This is a genomic window from Pseudarthrobacter sp. 05T312 (assembly GCF_056396685.1).
Window position 1 is genome coordinate 35767 of sequence record NZ_JBFTLY010000003.1, and the last position, 18924, is coordinate 54690.

Here is an 18924-nt window from a genome sequence, read left to right on the forward strand (position 1 = left end):
CTCATATACCAGGCGAACTGCGTTTCATCATCGAAGGGATCGACACCAATGGGCATTCTGGGCACGGCTGCGGGAAGCCGGAACAAGGATCGGAAGAAGAAGCCTGACGAGCTGCTGTCGTCCGTGGTCAGGGAGACGGCGATCCCCGCAGCAGTCGAACTGCTGCGGTCGAACGCGAAGTTCGTCTTCCCCAGCGGCACGGCGTGGGTCATGCTCGTGCTGGCCGCCGAGTCCATCGGCGGGCTGAGCAAGCGGCACGGCCGCGACGAGGCGAAGGGCTCGCTCATCGAGCTCATTGACTCCGACCAGATCAAGACCGTCGCCACGGCAGAGATGTTGGGCGAAGAGGTCTTCGGCATCATCCCCAACACGGAGACGCTTGCGCGCATGGAGGAGTACTCGCTCCTGGCTGGCGCGGAGTACTCCTGGGCAGTCGTCTGGCAGAAGCCCAGCGGCGAGCTGCTGGTGGACCTGGTCGCCAAGGCCACGTTTAAGCAGGCCCAGGAGGTCGCTTCCGGCACGCTGAGCCTCGAGGAGGCTGTCGGAGCGCAGGCCTGGCGCGAGCACAGCGGCGTCACCACCGACGAGCCCGGGACCCGTCCCGCGGCGGACGCGGACGCTGTTGCTGCCGTGGATACCGCCGACGAGGGTGACCCGATCTTCGACTCGATCTCCGGCGGGGACGAGGGTGCCGGTGACGAGCCGGTCTTCGACGCTGCGGGCGATGAGCCCGTGTTCGACGACGAAGCCGTCGACTTCGGAGACGAGGACGCGGCCCCGATTGCGGTGGAGCCGGAGCCCGGCTTCGACGGCACGGCCGGCTTCGAGGAGTTCGACGAGGAGTCCGGTCCCGTGACCGCCGACGATACGGCGTACGCCCCGGCCGAGGAGGAAGCCGTCCTGCTGGAGAACCAGGAGCATGTGCGCGAGGTCATCGCCCGCCGCTTCCTCTCCGAGGACCTGGACCTCGACGTGCGCCTGGACGAGTTCAATGCGACCTTCGCCATCGGCGCGCCGGTCGTGCAGATCGAGGTGCCGCAGGGTGCGACCGAATGGCTCGGCGACCAGGTCGCCCAGCTCAACCGGCAGGCCAACGCCGACCTTGCCCAGCTGCGGTGGGCGCACGAGGACGAACTGCGCACGCTGTACGTGAACCTCATGTCGGCCCACGTCGAGCAGGTCATCCGTGACGTGGCCACCGACCGCGAGGGCTCGCGCTACAAGGCACTCAAGGACGGCACCGAGGCGGCGCACCGCGAGCGGGAGTCCGAGAAGGAACAGCGGATCCGCACCCGCAAGGCCGAGATCGTCCAGGACTACGAGGCCCAGGCGAAGAAGCTCGCCGAGCAGGCCGCCCTCCAGGCGGAGATCCAGTACAAGGAGCGCAACCGCTCCCGCATGGAGCGCGAGCAGGCCGACGCCGTCGCCGAGATCGAGCGGGTGCTCGAGAACTCCTACTCGCACGACCGCCAGGAGATCCTGCGGGTGCGCCGCTCCGACGCCGCCCTGAAGATGCAGGTCGGCACTACGCGGATCTTCGAGGTCCTGGCCGAGAAGCAGAAGGCCTACCTCGAGGCCGAGGAGCAGCGTCTGGGGCAGTGGAAGGCCGAGATCCAGCGGATCGTCGACGACAACCGCAAGGCGGACATCGCCCAGGCCGAGGCTCTGGCAGAGCACCAGCGCACTACCGACGAGATCGGCGTCCTGCGCCGCGAGCAGGAGGCGCTGCTGGAGTCGATCCGCAACGAGCACGCCGACCGCATCCGCCGGATGGAGGACGAGCTCGACCGCAACCGCAAGGACGCGATCACTCAGATGCAGGCCCGCGAGACGGAATGGCAGCACAGCCTGTCCCTCGAGAAGGAGAAGACCGACTCTGCCACGCAGCGCAACACGGACCTGCTGCAGCAGATGGAGGTTGTCGAGGACTCGGTCAAGCGCCGTTACGAGGCGCGGCTGGAGGAGATGGCTGCGGACAAGGAGTCCTACGCCAGCGAGCTGGCAAGGGCTTCGGAGATCCAGAGCCGCTACAACAAGATGCTCATCGCCCTGATCGTCGCGCTGCCCGTGCTCGGCGGCCTCGCCGGCTTCATCGGCGGGGCAGCCATGGGCGGCTGATCCGACTCGGAGATCGACGGGGTCTGACGGCGCATGGGGCTCGCACCCCGTGCGCCGTCGGCGTCTTCCGGGATCACAACAGGCGCAGGACACACAGACACACGCGGAAACAGGCAGGGAGAACCATGGCAGGCAGCAAGCGCAGGGCGGCACGGCCCAAGGCCAGCGGCTGGGAAAAGATCTCGGCGCGTCGGCCGGAGGAGACGCTGACGAACCGGGACGTCTATGAAGACCAGCAGCTGGACCGCGGCGAGCGGCTGAGCAAGAAGTCGAACACGTCGGGCCTCGTGCTCGCCGGCGTCGCGGGCCTGCTGGTCGCGATCGTGGCGTGGGTGCTGTACTCGGTCATTGCTACGGCAGTGCTCACGCTCGGGGCGACGATGGGCGGTGGCCTGGGCGGAAACAGCGGCGGAAAGCCGGACTCGTACTACGTGGAGGACACCACGACAGGCCAGGGCGGGGCCCCGATGACGTGCTACCGCGCCGTCAACGAGAAGGGTAACCCCGAGATCGGCTCGAAGTGCTACCCGGATCTCAAGGACGTCCCGGTGCCAGCGTGGTGGACCCACGCAGGCAGCGCCGCCCAGGACGCCCCGAAGGCTGACCAGGGGGCCACGCCCACGGCGACGAACGTCGGCGGGCAGCTGGGGTCCGTCACCGGGTTCAAGCTCTTCCTGACGCTGGGATCGGGCGCGCTGGTCATGATCGTGATCTCCACCTGGACCGGACGCCAGGTCGCCAAGCACAACGCGACGGTCGACCACACGGACATCAACGACCACCGCAACGACCAGCACATCGCGCTGCCGGAGGAGGTCCAGCAGAACTATGACTGGTTCCCGGACGCCGGTGCGCACTCGGGGGTGCAGGTCAGCTCGATGATCAGTCACATGATGCTCAGCAAGAAGGGGCTGGGCACGGTCAAGGTCTCCCGGCGCGCAGAGTCCGACGTGATTGACCAGGACGGCAACATCGTCTACTACAAGGGTGAGGTCATGGACGGCGACGACGGCGAGCCGCTGGTCGAGACCCTGCCGCTGATCGACGAGGAGTTCGGCGAGGCGCTCTTTGACGCCTCGGGCCTGCCCCGGGACAAGCGGCTGCGCCGGAAGTATGACGCAACGGTGATCCCGTACAACCCGCCGACCGAGGAGAGCCGGCGCAAGGCCAAAGAGGCGAAGGACCCTGGGAAGCTCCAGGGCGCGAACCGTGACAAGCTCGGGCCCTACCGTACGGTGTCGGACCTGATCACCGATGACTGGGAGTTCCCGGCGTACGAAGTCCAGCGCCCTGCCGGTGCCTACATCGTCGACACTGCTCCCGTGAACACGATGGTGCTGGCCATCACCAGGGCGGGCAAGGGTCAGACCTACATCGAGCCGATGATCGACATGTGGTCGCGGGAGAAGAAGCCCTCGAACATGGTCATCAACGACCCCAAGGGCGAGCTGCTCGTCAAGAATTACATCCCGCTGGTCACGCGCGGCTTCGAGCCGGTGCAGTTCAACCTGATCAACGCGATGAAGACCGACATCTACAACCCGCTGGGCATGGCCGCCGACGCCGCCCGCGAGGGTGACTCGACCAAGTGCGCGCTCTACATCGAGAACATCGGCGAGGTCTTCTTCCCGCTGGACGGCGGTGAGGACCCGGTCTGGCCGAACGCGGCGAACAACGCCTTCAAACGGGCCGCCTACGGTCTCATCGACTACTACCTCGAGGAGGAGCGTGAGCTGCGCGAGTACGCAGCAGCCACCGGCATGGACCCGGGCACGCTGGAGCAGCGGCTGGACGACATGTGGGGAAAGGTCACGCTGTACAACTGCTACCAGCTCTTCGTGCAGCTGACCTCGAAGAAGTGGAAGAACCCCGCTGCCGAGCTGGAGAAGCGCATCAAGAACGGCGAGTTCGAAGAGGACGAGGACGCCCTGGCCGAGGAGCAGGCCAAGGTCGCCGAGAAGGACTTCCTATGGGAGGGCAAGGCCGAGCAGGACCTGCTCACGCTCTACTTCAACGCCACCCAGGCCCTGCCGCGCAACTCGATGCGCACGCTCGTCGGCAACGCCCACAACGCCCTGGTCGCCATGGCCGGTGCGGAGAAGATGATGTCCTCGGTCTACGGCATCGCGATCACGGGCATGAGCTTCTTCACCGACCCGACGATCTCGACCCTGACCTCGGGTAAGCCGAGCCAGAACACTGACCTGGCGGGCCTGTCCTTCCCGCGGCGGCTGGGCGTGCGGTTCTCGCCGAACTTCATGAAGCGCGACCACCTGCTCGGCCAGATGGCGAGCTGGTCGGCGTACGCGGACCCGATGTTCATCCAGAACCTTGGCAAGGACTTCGAGCACTCGGAGATTGTCGGCCGCGTGGGCTGGGCGCGCTACAACTTCAAGGGAATCTTCCCCGGCGACGAGGCCTGGCTGAAGCTGGAGCTGAAGAACCCGCAGAGCGGCATGCTCGTGCGCACTTTCTACTTCCACTTCCGCAAGAGCTACCAGCTCTCCCTCAACGGCCGGCACTTTGTGGTCGAGCCGGTCACCGGCAAGAAGATCGTGAAGAACGGCGTGCTGCGCGAGCTGCGGCCGGTGCGGGAGGGCGGCACCCGCGACGGGAAGATCCTCTCGTTCCAGCCCGGCGACACGACCTTCCCGAGCCGCAAGCTGGACTTCTCCGGCGGCGGGCACCCCGAGGAGGTCGAGGTCCGGGCGCGGGCGATCACGCAGACGATGGCGCGGTACTCGGAGTCGCCCAAGGCGGTCTTTCTCGTCACTCCCCCGCACCTGATGAAGTACGCCAAGCTGATCCTGATCCTGGTCAAGCAGCTGGTGGACGTCTCGTTTGACCAGTCGTACATGACCAAGTCGAACCAGAAGCCGCTCTACCGCACCCGGTTCATGCTCGACGAGCTCGGCAACCTGCAGTCCGACGGCAACGGCATCGCCGGCTTCGAGACCATGCTCTCCATCGGCCTTGGCCAGGAGCAGCAGTTCACGCTCATCCTGCAGACGCTGCAGCAGCTGCGCGACGTCTACGGCGAGTCGGTCGACAAGATTGTGCAGGGAAACACGAGCAACATCGTCTTCCTCAAGTCGACCGACGACTCGATGATCGAGACGCTGGAGAAGATGAGCGGCAAGACCCACCGTACCCACGCCAGCTCGAAGCAGATCACGCAGAACCTGGACAAGGTGGTCGGCGGGAAGACGGACGGAGCGATTTCGCGCACCTGGTCGACGGAGGAGGAGCCGCTGATCAAGTACAACGATTTCGCCTTCCTCTCGCCGCGCAACTCGATCCTGCTGCGCGCCGGCGACGCGCCGGTCTGGAACCGCAACGAGACGATCCTGCCGATGTCATTCAAGCTGCTCGGCAACACCATCAGCCACCCGGGCCACGAGTACTCGCTGCAGACGATCCCCACGCTCAGCTCCGCGATGGAGTTCGACGTGCGCATGAACCAGCCGGACTTCGTCAAGATGCTCGACAAGCGCATGGCCCAGGCGGTCAGGGCGGCCGACGCCAAGACGCTCTACCAGGAGACGTACGACTACAAGGACATCGACATCGAGCGCCTTGACCCGGACGTCTACTCGGACGAGGTCATGGAGGTCATCACGCGCATGGTTTTCACCGACGAGAGTGGCGATCCCAACGCCCCGGTGGTCGTGGACCCGGACGACTACGAGGCCATGATGCTGGGTAACGACGAGGAGTTCCTGGAGGACGTGGAGGTGGCCGCGACCGTGGCTGCCCACCAGGCGACGCAGAAGGACCACAAGCGCCTGGTCTACGCCGAGGGCACGGTCAGCAAGGAGATGCTGATCAATCTCGACGGCTCGGCGAAGGTTAAGGCCCTGGACCTTGAGATTGGTGAGGCGTACAAGACCGCGCTGGTGGAGATGCAGCGGGACCGCGAGCACTTCTTAGTCGGCGGGGACGGCGAGCTGCGCAGCGCCGATGGGTCGAAGACCTACATCAGCCAGGTCCGCTCCGATGCCTACACCGACGCCGCCCGCAGGATCAACGGCCAGATCAGCGACGAGGGCTCGCGCGTGTTCGCCGAGCAGGACGTGACCGAGGAGGATCTGCGGTCGCTGGCCACGGTCAAGGTGCACGCCGCCTTTTACACGTACCTGGCCTCGCTGCCCAGCTGGGAGGTCCTGGCCGACGGGGCTTTCGACCGGGCCATGGCCGTAGAGATGAAGTCCCGGGGGTAGTGCCGGCGGGTCTATTCGCTCCGTGCCGGGACAGTCGATGCAATTCGACTGTCCCGGCATTCGTCTTTTGGCTCGTTTCTGACTCGTCTATCGCCTCCATTCGAATCATCAGGGTATGATCTATACATAGTTATGTCCCCGAGCGTCCACAGGAGGCTGAGTAGCAATGAAGAAGGCACACGGACTGAGGCGGTACTTCTACGAGTACGTCTTCTACAAGGCAGTCGAGCAGGCCCGGGAGCAGAGCGGGGAGATCATTCCGATCTCCCAGGCGAAGGCCATCCGTGCACGGGTCGACCAGATCCTCAGCCAGCGCGGAACCGCCCTGGCTGATCCCGGACTCGGCGTCACCGCGTGTCTGACTGCGATCGACACGGCCTTCTCCGAGCGCGTCCCGGACTACGAGGCGCAGTTCGGCGACCACTCCCCCGCCAACGAGCGCTACCAGACGCTGCAGCGCGAGTTCACCCGTGCCACGGGCGTCGGAGTGGAGATCGACCCGCGTTCGGCGCGGCTGCCGATCAGCCCTTACGACCCGGCCTGGTCCGAGCGTGCGACGGTGAAGCGCGCAGGTACCGAGCTGCTGTACATTCCCGACGAGACGATCGTGAAGAACGCCGGCGGCGAGGTGGAGTCCTTGTCTGAGCCGCGCCGCGGGAACATGACGCTCTGGCGGCTCGACGAGGACGGTAAGCCGTACGAGGCCGGCCGTGCCATGACCAACGACGACGCCGCAGGCCTCACGGCGCTCATGGACAAGATGAGCCGCCAGGAGTACGACCAGGTCCGCGAGTGGGTCATCGACGGCGGACGCGACCCGCAGACCGGCCGCGTTGACCGCAACCGTTTCATGTCCCAGCGGGCGGTGGCGCGCTCGGCGGCGCTGCTCGAGGAGCTGAAGTCCCAGGGCGTGGCCTACGAGGTCCTGCGCGACCGTGAGCCCGGGCAGATCAAGGCCCGGATCTCCGGGACCGGCATGGAGATCCGTCTCACTGACACGCGCCAGGAGGAGTACGCCGGGGCGCGCATCTACGACAACGGAACGGTGCTGCGCTACAGCACCAATCACCGGGTGCCCGGCGGCATGGCCGTGCCCGCCCCGACTTCCGAGGACGCCGTGCGGCTGTTGCGTTTCGCCCAAGGCCTGCCCATCGAACGCGAGGATCTTCCCGGCACGGTGGTCGGCGTCGTCGGCTCCAGCCACCCCGAGCATGGCCGCGGCCGCTCCCTCATCGACGTGCCGGACAGCTATCACGTCGACCGCGAGAGCATGTTCGTCGTCGCGGACTATGTCGTCCCCGGTGAGAGCGCCCCGCGCCCCGGGTCCAAGGTCATGCTGCGCCGGGATGCCAAGAACCGCTCCCTGCCGACCTTCTTCGTGGATGCAGAGCCGGCCGAGGCCTACGGTCGCGAGGCCGTGGACACCGCGCGGGAGAACCTGCGCGCCGCCCTGGGCGTCGAGGAGCTGATTCTGCGCGCGGAGTCTGAGCTGCAGCGCACCGAGGGCGCGCTCGACGAGATCGAGCCCCCGGAGTATGCCTCTGACCCCGAGGTCGCGGCGATCCAGCGCTCTTACTGGGACGTACTCACCGGAGCGCGCAGCGAGCTGCTGCGTCCGGGCGCGACCGAGGAGATGTACCAGGAGCGCCTGGAGGAGATCGGCGAGCTGCAGGCCGGTGAGCTTCCGGACCTGGGCAACCTCGTCTATGGTGGCACGGCCGCCGACAAGGTCCGTGCGCACGCTGATGACGTTCCGTTCGAGCTGGTCGGCACCTGGGATGCCGAGCCGCACCTGATCGACGGCGAGTGGCTCGACCAGCGCTTCGACCCCGCCCGCGTCGCCAAGTACATGACCAGCCCGACCGGCCAGTGGTCGAACCTGGACAACCTCGCCTCGGCGCTGCGCCGCTGCGGGGTGCCTCCCACCGAGCTCATGGGTACCAGCTTCCAGGCGACCCGCTTCAAGGACCGGATCGTCTCCTTCCACACGGCCACCGCCGCCCCCATCGCCGAGCATCCCTCGGAGTTCATGCGTCGGATCGGTCAGACCGTCCGGGAGAGCATCGAGCGCAACGCCGCGACGCCGGGTGAGATCCTGGTCGACGCGCAGGGCGTCATCAGCTGGACCGCCGAAAAGCTGCGTCGTGACGGCAAGGCCACGCCGGTCTCCGGTGAGATCGGCCAGGTCTTCGATGTCGGCAGCCATGGGGAGATTGTTACGCGCTTCGCCAGTGGCGAGAACGCGCTGATCGTCCCCGGCTACGAGGCGCGGATCAAGGCCCAGACCCCGGGCGATGCCCCCAAGTCGGTCGAGGAGCGCACGGTGCTGCGCGGCTACGAACAGCTGATGCACGAGCGCATCCAGTACCAGCTTGCCGGTGACCTCGTCTCCGGCCGCAGCCGGACCGGCGAGCCGGCCTCGCTGAACGCGGTGTACTCGCAGCTCTACGGCACCAAGCACCCGGTTGACTTCATCGAACGGGCCACGACGTATGAGGTCGACCCCGCCACCGGCAAGGTCACCGCACGACTGGACGAGTGGACGGCCTCGATCCTCGAGACCGAGGCCAAGCGCGTGCGCTACTCCAACGAGATCAAGCAGGGCTCGACGATCTACGCCGAGTACCGCGCCGAACGCGATCGCACCGACCCGGCCGACGACAACGTCTTCGACGCCTGGCGGCTCACCGGTGGACGGAACATGACGGTGCTCACGGGAACCGACCGTAACCATGTGACGGCTCCCGGCGGCTTCTTCGATCCGGTGATGACCGGCGGCGCGACCAACCAGGGCATCGTGCGCTACCTCACCGAGGACGCCGCCGTGCGCCCCGACGGCACGATTGAGCCGGGTGACCCGGAGACCGTGACCGGCTCCCGCGCCCCGCTGATGAGCCGGCCGGAGCTGGAGACGCTGCGCTATGACCCGTTCGACCGCCAGCAGATGACGGCTTCGACGATCATGCAGTCTTCCGAGGTGACGAAGCCGACCGGCACCGCTCTGATGACCTTCGGCGGCTGGACGGCCGACGACCCGATCGTGGTGTCGACGGAGTTCTCCGAGCGGCATCGCATCCGCGGGGCCGGTGGCCAGCTGCGCGACCTCGTCGTGGGCGACAAGATCAGCGATCTGCACGGCAACAAGGGTGTCGTCTCTCTGGTGGTCGACCGCCACATGGACCCGGACGAGGCGCGTGCCCAGGGCCTGGAGCAGGAGGTGGCCTGGTTCAGGGAGAACCCGGGCATCGACGTGGTGATGAGCCCGTTCTCGCTGATCTCCCGCCGCAACGCCGGATCGGCGCGCGAGCTGATGGGTGGTGCCGTGGGCGACATCCGCCGCCCGGCCGTCCAGGGCCCCGATGCCGGGCCGGTCGACGGAGGGTTGGGCGAGATGCGGTTCGTGGTCACCCACATGGCTGTCGACGAGAAGACCAAGATCTACGATGACGAACAGGTGCGCGCCGGCAAGGGGCGCAAGGCCTCCTCGCAGCTGGCCTGGGCGCTGCAGTCCCAGGACTGCCCGGCGATCATGCGCGAGTTCTACGGCCACAACTCCGGTGCCGAGTCGAACCTGCGCGAGTATCTGCTGGTGGCGGGACTGGACATGGAGGCCGACGGCACCCTGCGTGTCGTGGGCCAGGCCGAGAGTGTCGACGAGCGGCCCGAGCGCCGTCTGATCCCGATGCCGGAGCTGATGCGCACGCAGCCGCGCAGCGAGGGCGCGACGCCGGGGCTGAACACCACGGCCATGCGCAAGTCCTTCGGCGACCTGATCGGCGATCGTGGCGGCGACATGGAAATCCCCTTTCCGCTGACCTACCCGACGGGTCAGCTGACCGAGACGGTCAGCGCGACTTCGTGGAAGCTGCCGGTGCTCTCTTCGCACCTGCGCAGCGGCCAGGAGTTCGACGACGGCACGTCCGTCACGCACGACTACACGCGCAGCTATCAGGACGTCTTCGTCGAAGCCTGCCGCTACCGGTACATGGCCGAGCAGCTGGACGACCACGGCCTGTCGCCGGACAAGCGCGCCGAGGTGCGCCGGGGCATGAGCGAGTCTGTCTCGCGGGCCCAGCGTGCCTTCGAGGCGATCACCACGGACGTGCAGAACCGCGTGCTGACCGGCAAGAACAACATCTTCAAGACCGGGCTGATGAGCTCGCGCCTGTCGGACTCGGCCACGATGGTCTGGACCGCCGACCCTCGGCTGGACATCGATCAGATCGCTCTGAGCTCGGTCAAGGCCGAGCAGCTGGGCCTGGCCGAAGGCGATCACGCGCTGGTCTGGCGCGACCCGGTCCTGCGCGACGCCGGCGTGCGCTACATGCGCGTGGCGATCGACGACCGGCTCACCGGCGCGGCGATCAACCCGGTGATGGACCAGTGCTTCGACGGCGACTTCGACGGTGACGCGGTCGCCGTCGTGAGGCTGCACAGCGAGGCCGCCAAGGCCGAGGCGATGGCCAGGCTCTCGGTTGGAGCGAACCTCCTGGACACCGGCGTGGTGAAGGCCGACGGCTCGCACCCGCTGGCCATGCAGGTCTCGCTGGACACCCAGGTAGCGCTGTCCAAGAGCCCGGAGCTGGCGGAGAGCCTTGAGAGTGCCGTCAAGGAGGCGAACCGCCTGCGGTTCGTCAGCGATCCGCACGAGGTTGCCGCCGGCCACGAGGTCCTCGTCGAGGAGCTCAGCGATCTCTATCGCTCGGCACAGCGCGGCGAGTTCGGCTCGGCGCTGACCTTCAGCAGCCGCGAGGCGCACTTGCAGAGCGTGCGCGAAGTCTGCGTCGAGACCGGGGCTAAGGGCAGCGAGAAGAAGCTCGGGGACTACGCCCGCAACCTCGGCGACGAGCAGGGCACGCCGGGCATCACGCAGGAGGACCAGGAGGCCTCGATGTTCGCCACGGCGATCAAGGCCCACGGCACGGGACTGGGTGGCTCGTTCTCCCAGCGTGCGGTGCGCGCCCTGCGTGGCGCTGACCTGAAGGCGGTGCTTGAGGTGACCTATCCGGTGACCCAGTCGATCCTGCAGGCCAAGCACGACGCTGCGGAGGCACGGCACAAGTACGAGATGCTGCAGGGTCCCGGGCGCGATCTGTGGCGCGGCCGCAAGCTCGAGCACACCGGCCCCGGCCAGTGGCGTCCCGAGTTCGCCGACGGCGAGGCTGTCCAGGCCACGGCCGAGGAGTGGGAGGCCCAGTTCGTTGAGTTCTACGAGGCCAAGGACGGGTTCAGCGTTTCGGTCAACCCCGACTGCGTCGCCCGTGTGGCCCGCGCGCTGGAGGACCCGAAGTCGGGCCTGGTGCGCAACCTCGAGGAGGACCCGTCCCTGGCGGGCACGGTGATGGACCGTATGGCCTACGGCGGCGACTTCGAGGCGCTGGTGCAGGCTGCGAAGAATCGCGAGAGCGTCTTCGACGGCGAGAAGAACGAGCAGTTCGCCTCAGCGGGCACCCGCCGTGCCCGGGCCGCGGCGGCGCGCGAGCTCGACGCGTTCGCGGCGCACGGCCTCGACGGGCTGGACGGCCTGGACTCCGCGGAGGCCGCGGTGGATGCCTCGGTCCTCAAGCGTGACGTGCTCGCGCAGACCGGGGACGGGGCCGCCAGGGCGCGCGGTGCCAGCCGGCGCTCGGCACACGCCGTCGGCGTGGGCGGCCGTCGCCCGGCCTGGACGCCGAGCTACGAGACCGGGCAGCAGCAGAGTGACGACGACTATGGATTGGGAGGCTGACATGACACAGGACACGGAGCAGGAAATGGGTCCGGGCTGGGGCCGGGGGCGCAAGGCACTGCCTGTCGACCCGTTGGGCGACGTCCATGCCGTGTACGGGATGGACGGCGGGGAGGAGGACATCATCGACGCGGAGATTGTCGACGAGCCGGAGACGCAGGCCGGACACGACACCTCACGCGGGCAGCGCGAGCGGCTGCGCGACCGTGCCCGCGGCTTCTTCGGGGCCACGACGCGGGAGCGGACCGAGGAGCGGGAGCGCCAGCGTGCACGCGACCAGGAGCGCGCTGCGGCCGACGATGACGGCCTCGACGACCGGGAGCGGCTGCTGAAGCTCCGGGCGGAGACGCGGCTGGCGGGCGAGGCGTACATGCAGACGCTGCGCGATTCGAAGCTGCTCGTGCCCGGCTTCAACGACGGGGAGCGCACGAAGGAGTTCGACGCGATGCACGCGGTCTACATGCAGATGATGATGCAGGGCTGCCTGCGTCCGCTCACCCGCGGCGTGAACCCGAACTCGGTCATCCAGGCCGCCGGCATGATGATGGCAATGCGGATGCTCGCTCCTGACTTCAGGACGGAGATGGACTCCTACCTGCAGCCGTTCAAGGACAAGGTCCAGGACCGGATCGACGCGAAGACCCGGCACATCGGCGAGAGGGCCGAGCGCCAGGCTGCCCTGGTCGGAGATCTGTTCGGGGGCGCGCCGGAGGCGCAGGAGGCCGCCGGCGACGACGGCGGGAAGCAGTCCGGGACGTCGGGCGGGCGGTGGGGCACCAGCAGGGACGACTTCCTTTCCCGGCGCTGGCGTACCCGCCTGGAGGACCTGGAGCGCCGCGAGCGGGGCAACCGTGAGTTGTTTACTCCCGAGTCGGCGGCCATGACCGAGGTCGCACTCATGGAGAACGCCTTCTGGAAGATGCGTGACCCCGAGCAGGACGCGAAGCAGATCAACGCCAGCTACAAGGCCCTGCGCAAGCGCCTGCGCCAGCAGATGGAGGACGACGGGCTCGACCGTGCCGAGGTGGTCAAGCGCGCCCGGACGATCATCGGCGAGCGGATGGAGTCCGAGCCGGAGCTGCGCCTGATGTTCAACGGCGTCGCGCACGGCCGCATCGTCAAGGCCCCGCCGCACGAGGCCCGCCTCGCGGGCACCGACAGGGTACGCGAGGTCTGGACCGGGGAGTTCGACGACCACCTGGGCCGGCGGATCCCCGACGAGGGCATGTTCACGCTGCGCCTGCCGATGGAGCCGGACGAGCACCAGGTGCAGCTGGCGGAAACCATGAAGGCGGCGATGCTGGACGGCGTCCAGCGTGGCGACGGACAGGCCCTCGGCGGCAGTGTCATGGGCTACATGATCGGTTTCGCGGCCAAGAAGCAGGGCCTGGACACCCGCGGGCTGCCCGAGGACCTCCAGCAGCGCCTCGACCAGTCCGAGAGCATGCTCGCAAGCATGGAGATCGATGGTCTCTCGGACGAGGAGCAGCAGCGTGTCTACTCGAACGCCTACGTGGACGCCATCGAGGAGCTGAACAAGGAGGACCCGGATTTTGAGCACGAGCTCAAGCTGGCCCTCGGCGAGGACTGGCAGGACACGATGCGGGCCGCGGTCGACGATCCCGCTACTTTCCTGGCGGCGCAGCGCACGCGGCCCCAGCCCTTCCGACAGGGGCCCGGCCCCTCGGCCCGGCCGGGGCCGGAGGGCCAGTGGAGCCGCGACCGCGGAGCCGAGGACTACCAGCCGGCATAGTCCGGAAACGAACGAGAAGGAGACAGGACCATGAGCGACGACCAGCAGGTAGAGCAGCAGGAGCGGTACGGTTCCCGGCTCGCCCAGATGTTCGGGTACGTCACGTCCGAGGACCGCGGTCGCTGGGAGCAGCAGCGTGCGCAGAACAAGAAGAACGTCAACGCAACCAAGCAGGGTGCGAAGTCCTCGGTGAGCTCGATGATGGAGTTCGGCGACAAGAACATCAACGCCAAGCTCAACGCGGCCCACCGGATCGCCGACCAGCAGCGGTTCGACGAGTCCCACGACAAGATCGTCAGCACACGGCGCGATCCGAAGACTCGGTCGATTATTGAGTCAGTTGACTACGAGTACAAGGACGACCGCCAGTCCATTGATCCGGATTTCGAGCTTTAGTTGAATGAATACCGACAGGTCTGTGGATCGCTTTTCGACAGGCCTGTCGGATAAACTGGTTTTCAAGCAGGAAGCGGACGACGAGGGATGATAGGACAAAGGTGTGGGCATGAAGACGACGGTTCATCCGCGGATCAGCAAGCGTGGATTCATCTCGAAGGTGGCCGGCCGCAGCGGACAGCCGATAAGGGTGGTGAGTGAGGTGTACGAGTCGCTCATCGCGGAGCTCACCGACGCCGTGCGCCGTGGAGACACCGTCGTGCTCACCGGCTTTGGCCGCTTCGCCCGGCAGACGCACAAAGGCCACAAGGTCCGGTTCGGCAAGAAGGACGTGGATGACTACTCGGTGCTGAAGTTCTCAGCGTCACGCAGCATCAATCGGCGGCTCGATCCGGACGCTGACCTGGGTGGCCAGGAGACCTTGAGGCTGATCGACGAGTTTGACGAGGCTGAGGAGGTCCTTGCCCGGGTGGCGGGATAGAGGACGGGCAGCTGCTGACAGAAAAAAGAAGAACCCCGGCGATGCGGAAGCATCACCGGGGTTCTTGTGTCCGTAAGGGGCTGCAGGTGCCAGGACCGGTCCCTGTGCACGGCGCATCGTCAGGGGTCGCTTATGATCGCTCGGTGATCTCGTCTGAATTCCTTACCTGTACCTCCCATGTGCCATTGCTCCAGTCAGTGGTGCAATGCGATCCATTCAGTGTGATTGTCAGGTCGGCGGAACAGGACTGGGACCCGAGCACTTTGTTGTCCGCCCTCAGCCAGGCGTCGGCCGTTCTGGTCGCCATCATTGGAGGCTTCCTGGTCAGCCGGCTTGTTGCGATCTCCAGCGAACGCGAGGGCATCAGGAGGCTTGTGGAGGCAGCAGCCGGACGCATTGGGCACATTGAGGCGGACCTGAAAGAGGCCCATCGGACCCGATTAAACAGGGCGGAGAGCTACTTTTACGACGTGGCTGTGGAGAAACTTCTCGAAGATCCGGCTTTGGACCTCGACGCCTTGATCCAAGACCGCTTGCTAAGGGGAACGACAGAGGATGAGCTCAAACCGTATGCGCTTGCCCTCCGGCAACGGGTGCAAAATGCAGTGCAGGCCATCAATTTGAAGCTCAGAAAAAGCGACACCACGAATCTTGACCTTGAAGATCTCGTCGAGCGCGGTCTGGAAATCGCGGACGCCGACCAGGATCTTTATGAACAGGCCTTCAAGCATCGGCGACGCAGCCTTCCGTCCCCTTCCGGTATGGCGATGTTCGGATCGAAAAGCTTTTTGGATGTTGGTTCGGTACTTGGAAAGGGCATCATGTCGGATGCGGCACTCTCGGCAAGCCTGCGACGGCAGGACGAGGAAATCCGGGCTGAGGCAGATCTGCGGACGCAACTGCGGGCGGCTATGGCCGAGCGGGACCGCTTGGATGAAGAGCTGGCCCGCGTCGGCAAGCCTGTGGGTGTGGCTGCGGCCATGTGGATGCTGGGCCTCCTCTCGCTGGGAATCCTCGTACCGTTGATCATGATGGCCTTTGAGCCCAAGGGCCTGGACGTCGTGTCCAAGATTCTGCTGCTTGGCAGCTTTGTCATCGGACTGGTGGCGATTCTTTGGTATGTCGGTTGGTTCTGGCTAAAGATCGGCAGCGACAAAACACAAGCCACGCCAGGAAGGTCCTCGCAAGCCCCGCCCCGGTAAAGGCCAGTAGTCACGCAATCTTGATGGCCGCCTTTTGCCGGCGTTTTGCCGTTGCATTGCGAACCTCGGCGGCAATGCTCCAGGCAGCCGTTTCCGCAGTTCCGTTGGCCGGATGCACGAGAACACCGTGTGGGCCCGTGAGGCTTTCACCTGTACGGGTGCTGGCGTGCACGCAGTACCTGCGCTGGTTGTGCACGGTGTAGGTGACTTCCAACTCCAGTTCGATATCCCAGATGTGCTGCTGGTCCCGCAGAGCTTTCCTTGTCGCCGCCAGGAACATCAGGGCCGCGGCATCTTCAATCTGCTGTGAGGTGGGTTCCTTGTAGCGCCGGCCAGCGGCAGTCCCGGCAGACCCAGCGGGGTGTGTAACAGCTTCAGTGGACATGACGACTCCTGTTTCGAATGTGGTTGGTTTCCCTGATCGAAGAAGGACCCGGTCACAGCTTTGCTGTGACGCTTCCCGGTGCTTGGTGCTGTATCCAGCCGGGAGGAAGCCTTGTTTCCACCCCTGCTTCGCTGGGCTTACGCTGTGCCCACGATGTTCGAAGGTTTGCCGGCCGCCCTGCATCCTCCTGTTGCCCTTGCTTTGGCCAAGGCCGTGGAGTCGATTCCACGCGGTGACGCACTGTCCGGCGGCTCAGTCTTTGAGATGAAGTTCGACGGTTTCCGGGCAGTGTGTCTGGTCGGTTCGGATGGGGCGTGGCTCTACAGCAGACAGGGCAAGGATCTGAGCAGGTACTTTCCGGACGTGTTGGCTTCCGTGCGTGAGCAGATCCCTCCGGGCTGTGTTGTCGATGGCGAAGTTGTGGTGTGGTCCGAAGGGCGGCTGGATTTCGATGCGCTGCAGATGCGCCTGGTGAGCTCAAAGGCGGCACTTGCGGAGCTCGTGATGAAAAGCCCTGCCTCGCTGATCGCCTTCGACGTCCTGGCAGTGGCCGGGCAGGATACCCGCGGGCTTCAATTCCGGGATCGCCGGGCTCTGCTCGAGGAACTGGCGCGCGGGTGGATTCCGCCACTGCATCTGTCACCGGTGACCAGCGACCGGGCCCTGGCGGCCACATGGTTCAGTGACATGATCGCCACGGGTGTGGAAGGAATTGTGATCAAGGGTGAAGGGCAGACGTACGAGCCCCGGCGAATCTGGCTGAAGGTCAAGAGCAGAAGCGCCCTTGATGTGGTTCTTGCGGCGGTCATAGGTCCCATGGCGCACCCGCGGGCAGCGGTGGTGGGTTTGCCGGTCCACGGACGGCTGCGCATTGTCGGCCGGTCCACGTCCTTGACGGCTCGTGCGGGAAGGGATCTGGCCACATATCTTCGTCCTCCCCAGGGAAGGCATCCATGGCCGGAGGAAATCAGCGAACGGGTGCTGGACCGCTTTACCAAGGAGGGCGGCATCACTCGCCTGACTTTGGTGGAGCCGTTGGTGGTTGAAGTCTCGGCCGACGTAGCCTGGTCAGGCCGGGCATTCAGGCATTCAGTCCGTCTCCTGCGGGTCAGGCCTGAGTTGTCGCCGACTGAAGTATCCCTCCCCGAAGGCTTCCAGCGTGCCTGGCGATAAAGAATGTAGCCATGTGAAGAATGGAGTCATGCGACGAGAAGATGAACCTGAAGAGTTCAAGATTGCCGACTTGTATTTTCAGGAGCTGAGGACCTGGCTGGGTTTCCGGGATTCCCACGAGGCGTGGATCCCGGAAGCCGGAAGCCGTCTGGCGCAGGACGATGGGCTCATCAAACCCCACCAGGCGTCGCATAACATCGCCAATGCGGTAGTCAGTGCGATCGATCATTTGCACGCTCTGGACAGCATCATGATTGGTGCCGGAGCCTCACATACTCTTGCCCCGTTCTCGCTGATCAGGGCAGCCATTGAGTGCGCGGCACAGGCAGCCTGGATTTTAGCGCCAGAAGAACAGGCGACCAGGGTAGTTCGTTCGCTGTCTCTGTCTCTGAAGGTAGCCAAAGACCGCGAGACTGCGTACAGCGAACTGGCACGTCGCCATCCGAATCTTCAGGGAACGCTTCCGGACTTCGACAGCGACAAGGCGCAACTGCAGGCTATTCTCGATGCCTCCGGGGCCGCTGGAAAGTTGATTCTCCCCAGCAGCACGCACATACTCACGCAGGTCCGCGACGTGGTGCCCAGGACGTCCGCCTTGTCCGTATGGCAGCTGTGTTCAGGTTTCGCGCACGGCAGGCGCTGGGCCGCTGATGCTGTGCTGACGCCGACGCAATCCACTTCTCTACCGGATGATGTCATCGTCAAGGAGAACCGGCCGACCATGAGGCTGCTTGTCTGGGCCCTTACCCCGGCCATGGATCTGATCCGGTACAGCCTCGAGCGGCATTCCGAGCTGTCGCGGGCCTAAGCAGCCAATTTCTGCCCGCTGGGCAGGAGTCGGCAGCCGGAGCGGGTTTCGCGAAAGATGCCGCGCGACTCAGTTATCTGCGATCGCGAAGATTACGACGATGATGATGATCGGGATGAGCAGCACGCCCGCGCCGGCGGCGAGGTGCTCCCAGCTGAACGGCGAGTTGAGGAAGGCGATGAAGCCATCCCACAGGCTGCGGGTGGAGCCCACGGCCCAGGCGAAGAAGCCGGTAGCCCAGCTGATGACGGCGGTGACCGAGACTCCGCTGAGCACGCACAGCCCCACGATCGTTCTGGTGTTCCTGAACATGGCCAGTCCCCTCATTTCCGGTCCTCGAACAGCAGGTAGTAGAGCCCGATGTGCGGGATGACGAGCACGGCGAAGGCTAGCCAGGCCCGCTTCGGGTCCTCGATCACCGATGTGATCCCCTCTTTGACGGGTTCGTCGTAAGCGAGCACTGGAGCGAGAACATCGATGCGGAAGACCACATGGAAGATGCCGTAGGCCATTCCCAGGGCGATCGCCAGGGCAAGGCTCCGGCGGATTGTCAGCTGCACCCGTGGGCTCATCCCCCGGCGTGGTTCCGCGACTGCCGGATCCCAGGTCTGGTGGTCCGTGTCGTAGTCGTGCATCAGCCCTCATCCCGTCTCCATCGAA

At 65.8% G+C, this 18924-nt stretch carries 12 protein-coding genes; 9 read left to right on the forward strand and 3 right to left on the reverse strand.

Annotated features, from left to right (window positions below; genetic code table 11):
- Positions 1-48 precede the first annotated feature (48 nt).
- The 7 genes from AC1DIP_RS06125 to AC1DIP_RS06155 all read left to right on the forward strand — a co-directional run bounded on the left by AC1DIP_RS06125 (position 49) and on the right by AC1DIP_RS06155 (position 15898).
- Complete coding sequence (locus tag AC1DIP_RS06125; protein WP_477733234.1) at positions 49-2118, forward strand: hypothetical protein; 2070 nt, start codon at positions 49-51, stop codon at positions 2116-2118.
- 125 nt (positions 2119-2243) lie between these two features.
- A complete protein-coding gene (locus tag AC1DIP_RS06130; RefSeq protein ID WP_477733235.1) occupies positions 2244-6338 on the forward strand; it encodes a type IV secretory system conjugative DNA transfer family protein in 4095 nt (1364 codons plus the stop codon).
- A 166-nt stretch (positions 6339-6504) separates the two neighbouring features.
- A complete protein-coding gene (locus AC1DIP_RS06135) occupies positions 6505-12066 on the forward strand; it encodes a hypothetical protein (protein WP_477733236.1) in 5562 nt (1853 codons plus the stop codon).
- Between the two features lies 1 nt (position 12067).
- Positions 12068-13819 (forward strand): hypothetical protein, encoded by a 1752-nt coding sequence (locus tag AC1DIP_RS06140; RefSeq protein WP_477733237.1) that lies wholly within the window; start codon positions 12068-12070, stop codon positions 13817-13819.
- 30 nt (positions 13820-13849) lie between these two features.
- Entirely contained in the window at positions 13850-14215 is a 366-nt protein-coding gene (locus AC1DIP_RS06145) for a hypothetical protein (protein ID WP_477733238.1), read from the forward strand.
- 109 nt (positions 14216-14324) lie between these two features.
- Positions 14325-14696, forward strand: coding sequence for an HU family DNA-binding protein (locus AC1DIP_RS06150; protein ID WP_477733239.1), 372 nt, complete (start codon positions 14325-14327; stop codon positions 14694-14696).
- Positions 14697-14839: 143 nt separating this feature from the next.
- Positions 14840-15898 carry a hypothetical protein gene (locus tag AC1DIP_RS06155; protein WP_477733240.1) on the forward strand — a complete coding sequence of 353 codons (1059 nt, stop codon included), beginning with the start codon at positions 14840-14842 and terminating at the stop codon, positions 15896-15898.
- Between the two features lie 10 nt (positions 15899-15908).
- On the opposite strand, the gene AC1DIP_RS06160 is transcribed toward AC1DIP_RS06155, so the two are convergent.
- Positions 15909-16283 carry a hypothetical protein gene (locus AC1DIP_RS06160; RefSeq protein ID WP_477733241.1) on the reverse strand — a complete coding sequence of 125 codons (375 nt, stop codon included), beginning with the start codon at positions 16281-16283 and terminating at the stop codon, positions 15909-15911.
- A gap of 153 nt (positions 16284-16436) precedes the next feature.
- Here AC1DIP_RS06160 and AC1DIP_RS06165 point away from each other — a divergent pair, with 153 nt between their 5' ends.
- On the forward strand, positions 16437-17456 hold the full coding sequence (locus tag AC1DIP_RS06165) for an ATP-dependent DNA ligase (protein WP_477733386.1): 1020 nt from the start codon (positions 16437-16439) through the stop codon (positions 17454-17456).
- A gap of 28 nt (positions 17457-17484) precedes the next feature.
- Positions 17485-18264 (forward strand): hypothetical protein, encoded by a 780-nt coding sequence (locus AC1DIP_RS06170; protein WP_477733242.1) that lies wholly within the window; start codon positions 17485-17487, stop codon positions 18262-18264.
- A gap of 69 nt (positions 18265-18333) precedes the next feature.
- Here the strand turns inward: AC1DIP_RS06170 and AC1DIP_RS06175 are convergent, their stop codons facing one another.
- Positions 18334-18576 (reverse strand): hypothetical protein, encoded by a 243-nt coding sequence (locus AC1DIP_RS06175; RefSeq protein WP_377962765.1) that lies wholly within the window; start codon positions 18574-18576, stop codon positions 18334-18336.
- A gap of 11 nt (positions 18577-18587) precedes the next feature.
- The gene (locus tag AC1DIP_RS06180) at positions 18588-18899 is read right to left on the reverse strand and encodes a hypothetical protein (protein WP_477733243.1); all 312 of its coding nucleotides are present in this window, start codon (positions 18897-18899) and stop codon (positions 18588-18590) included.
- Positions 18900-18924 lie beyond the last annotated feature (25 nt).

What these genes read in the sequence shown, in the direction of transcription:
- AC1DIP_RS06125 (WP_477733234.1), top strand. Translation starts at nt 49, where the DNA reads ATGGGCATTCTGGGCACGGCTGCGGGAAGCCGGAACAAGGATCGGAAG.
- AC1DIP_RS06130 (WP_477733235.1), top strand. Translation starts at nt 2,244, where the DNA reads ATGGCAGGCAGCAAGCGCAGGGCGGCACGGCCCAAGGCCAGCGGCTGG.
- AC1DIP_RS06135 (WP_477733236.1), top strand. Translation starts at nt 6,505, where the DNA reads ATGAAGAAGGCACACGGACTGAGGCGGTACTTCTACGAGTACGTCTTC.
- AC1DIP_RS06140 (WP_477733237.1), top strand. Translation starts at nt 12,068, where the DNA reads ATGACACAGGACACGGAGCAGGAAATGGGTCCGGGCTGGGGCCGGGGG.
- AC1DIP_RS06145 (WP_477733238.1), top strand. Translation starts at nt 13,850, where the DNA reads ATGAGCGACGACCAGCAGGTAGAGCAGCAGGAGCGGTACGGTTCCCGG.
- AC1DIP_RS06150 (WP_477733239.1), top strand. Translation starts at nt 14,325, where the DNA reads ATGAAGACGACGGTTCATCCGCGGATCAGCAAGCGTGGATTCATCTCG.
- AC1DIP_RS06160 (WP_477733241.1), bottom strand. Translation starts at nt 16,283, where the DNA reads ATGTCCACTGAAGCTGTTACACACCCCGCTGGGTCTGCCGGGACTGCC.
- AC1DIP_RS06165 (WP_477733386.1), top strand. Translation starts at nt 16,437, where the DNA reads ATGTTCGAAGGTTTGCCGGCCGCCCTGCATCCTCCTGTTGCCCTTGCT.
- AC1DIP_RS06170 (WP_477733242.1), top strand. Translation starts at nt 17,485, where the DNA reads ATGCGACGAGAAGATGAACCTGAAGAGTTCAAGATTGCCGACTTGTAT.
- AC1DIP_RS06175 (WP_377962765.1), bottom strand. Translation starts at nt 18,576, where the DNA reads ATGTTCAGGAACACCAGAACGATCGTGGGGCTGTGCGTGCTCAGCGGA.
- AC1DIP_RS06180 (WP_477733243.1), bottom strand. Translation starts at nt 18,899, where the DNA reads ATGCACGACTACGACACGGACCACCAGACCTGGGATCCGGCAGTCGCG.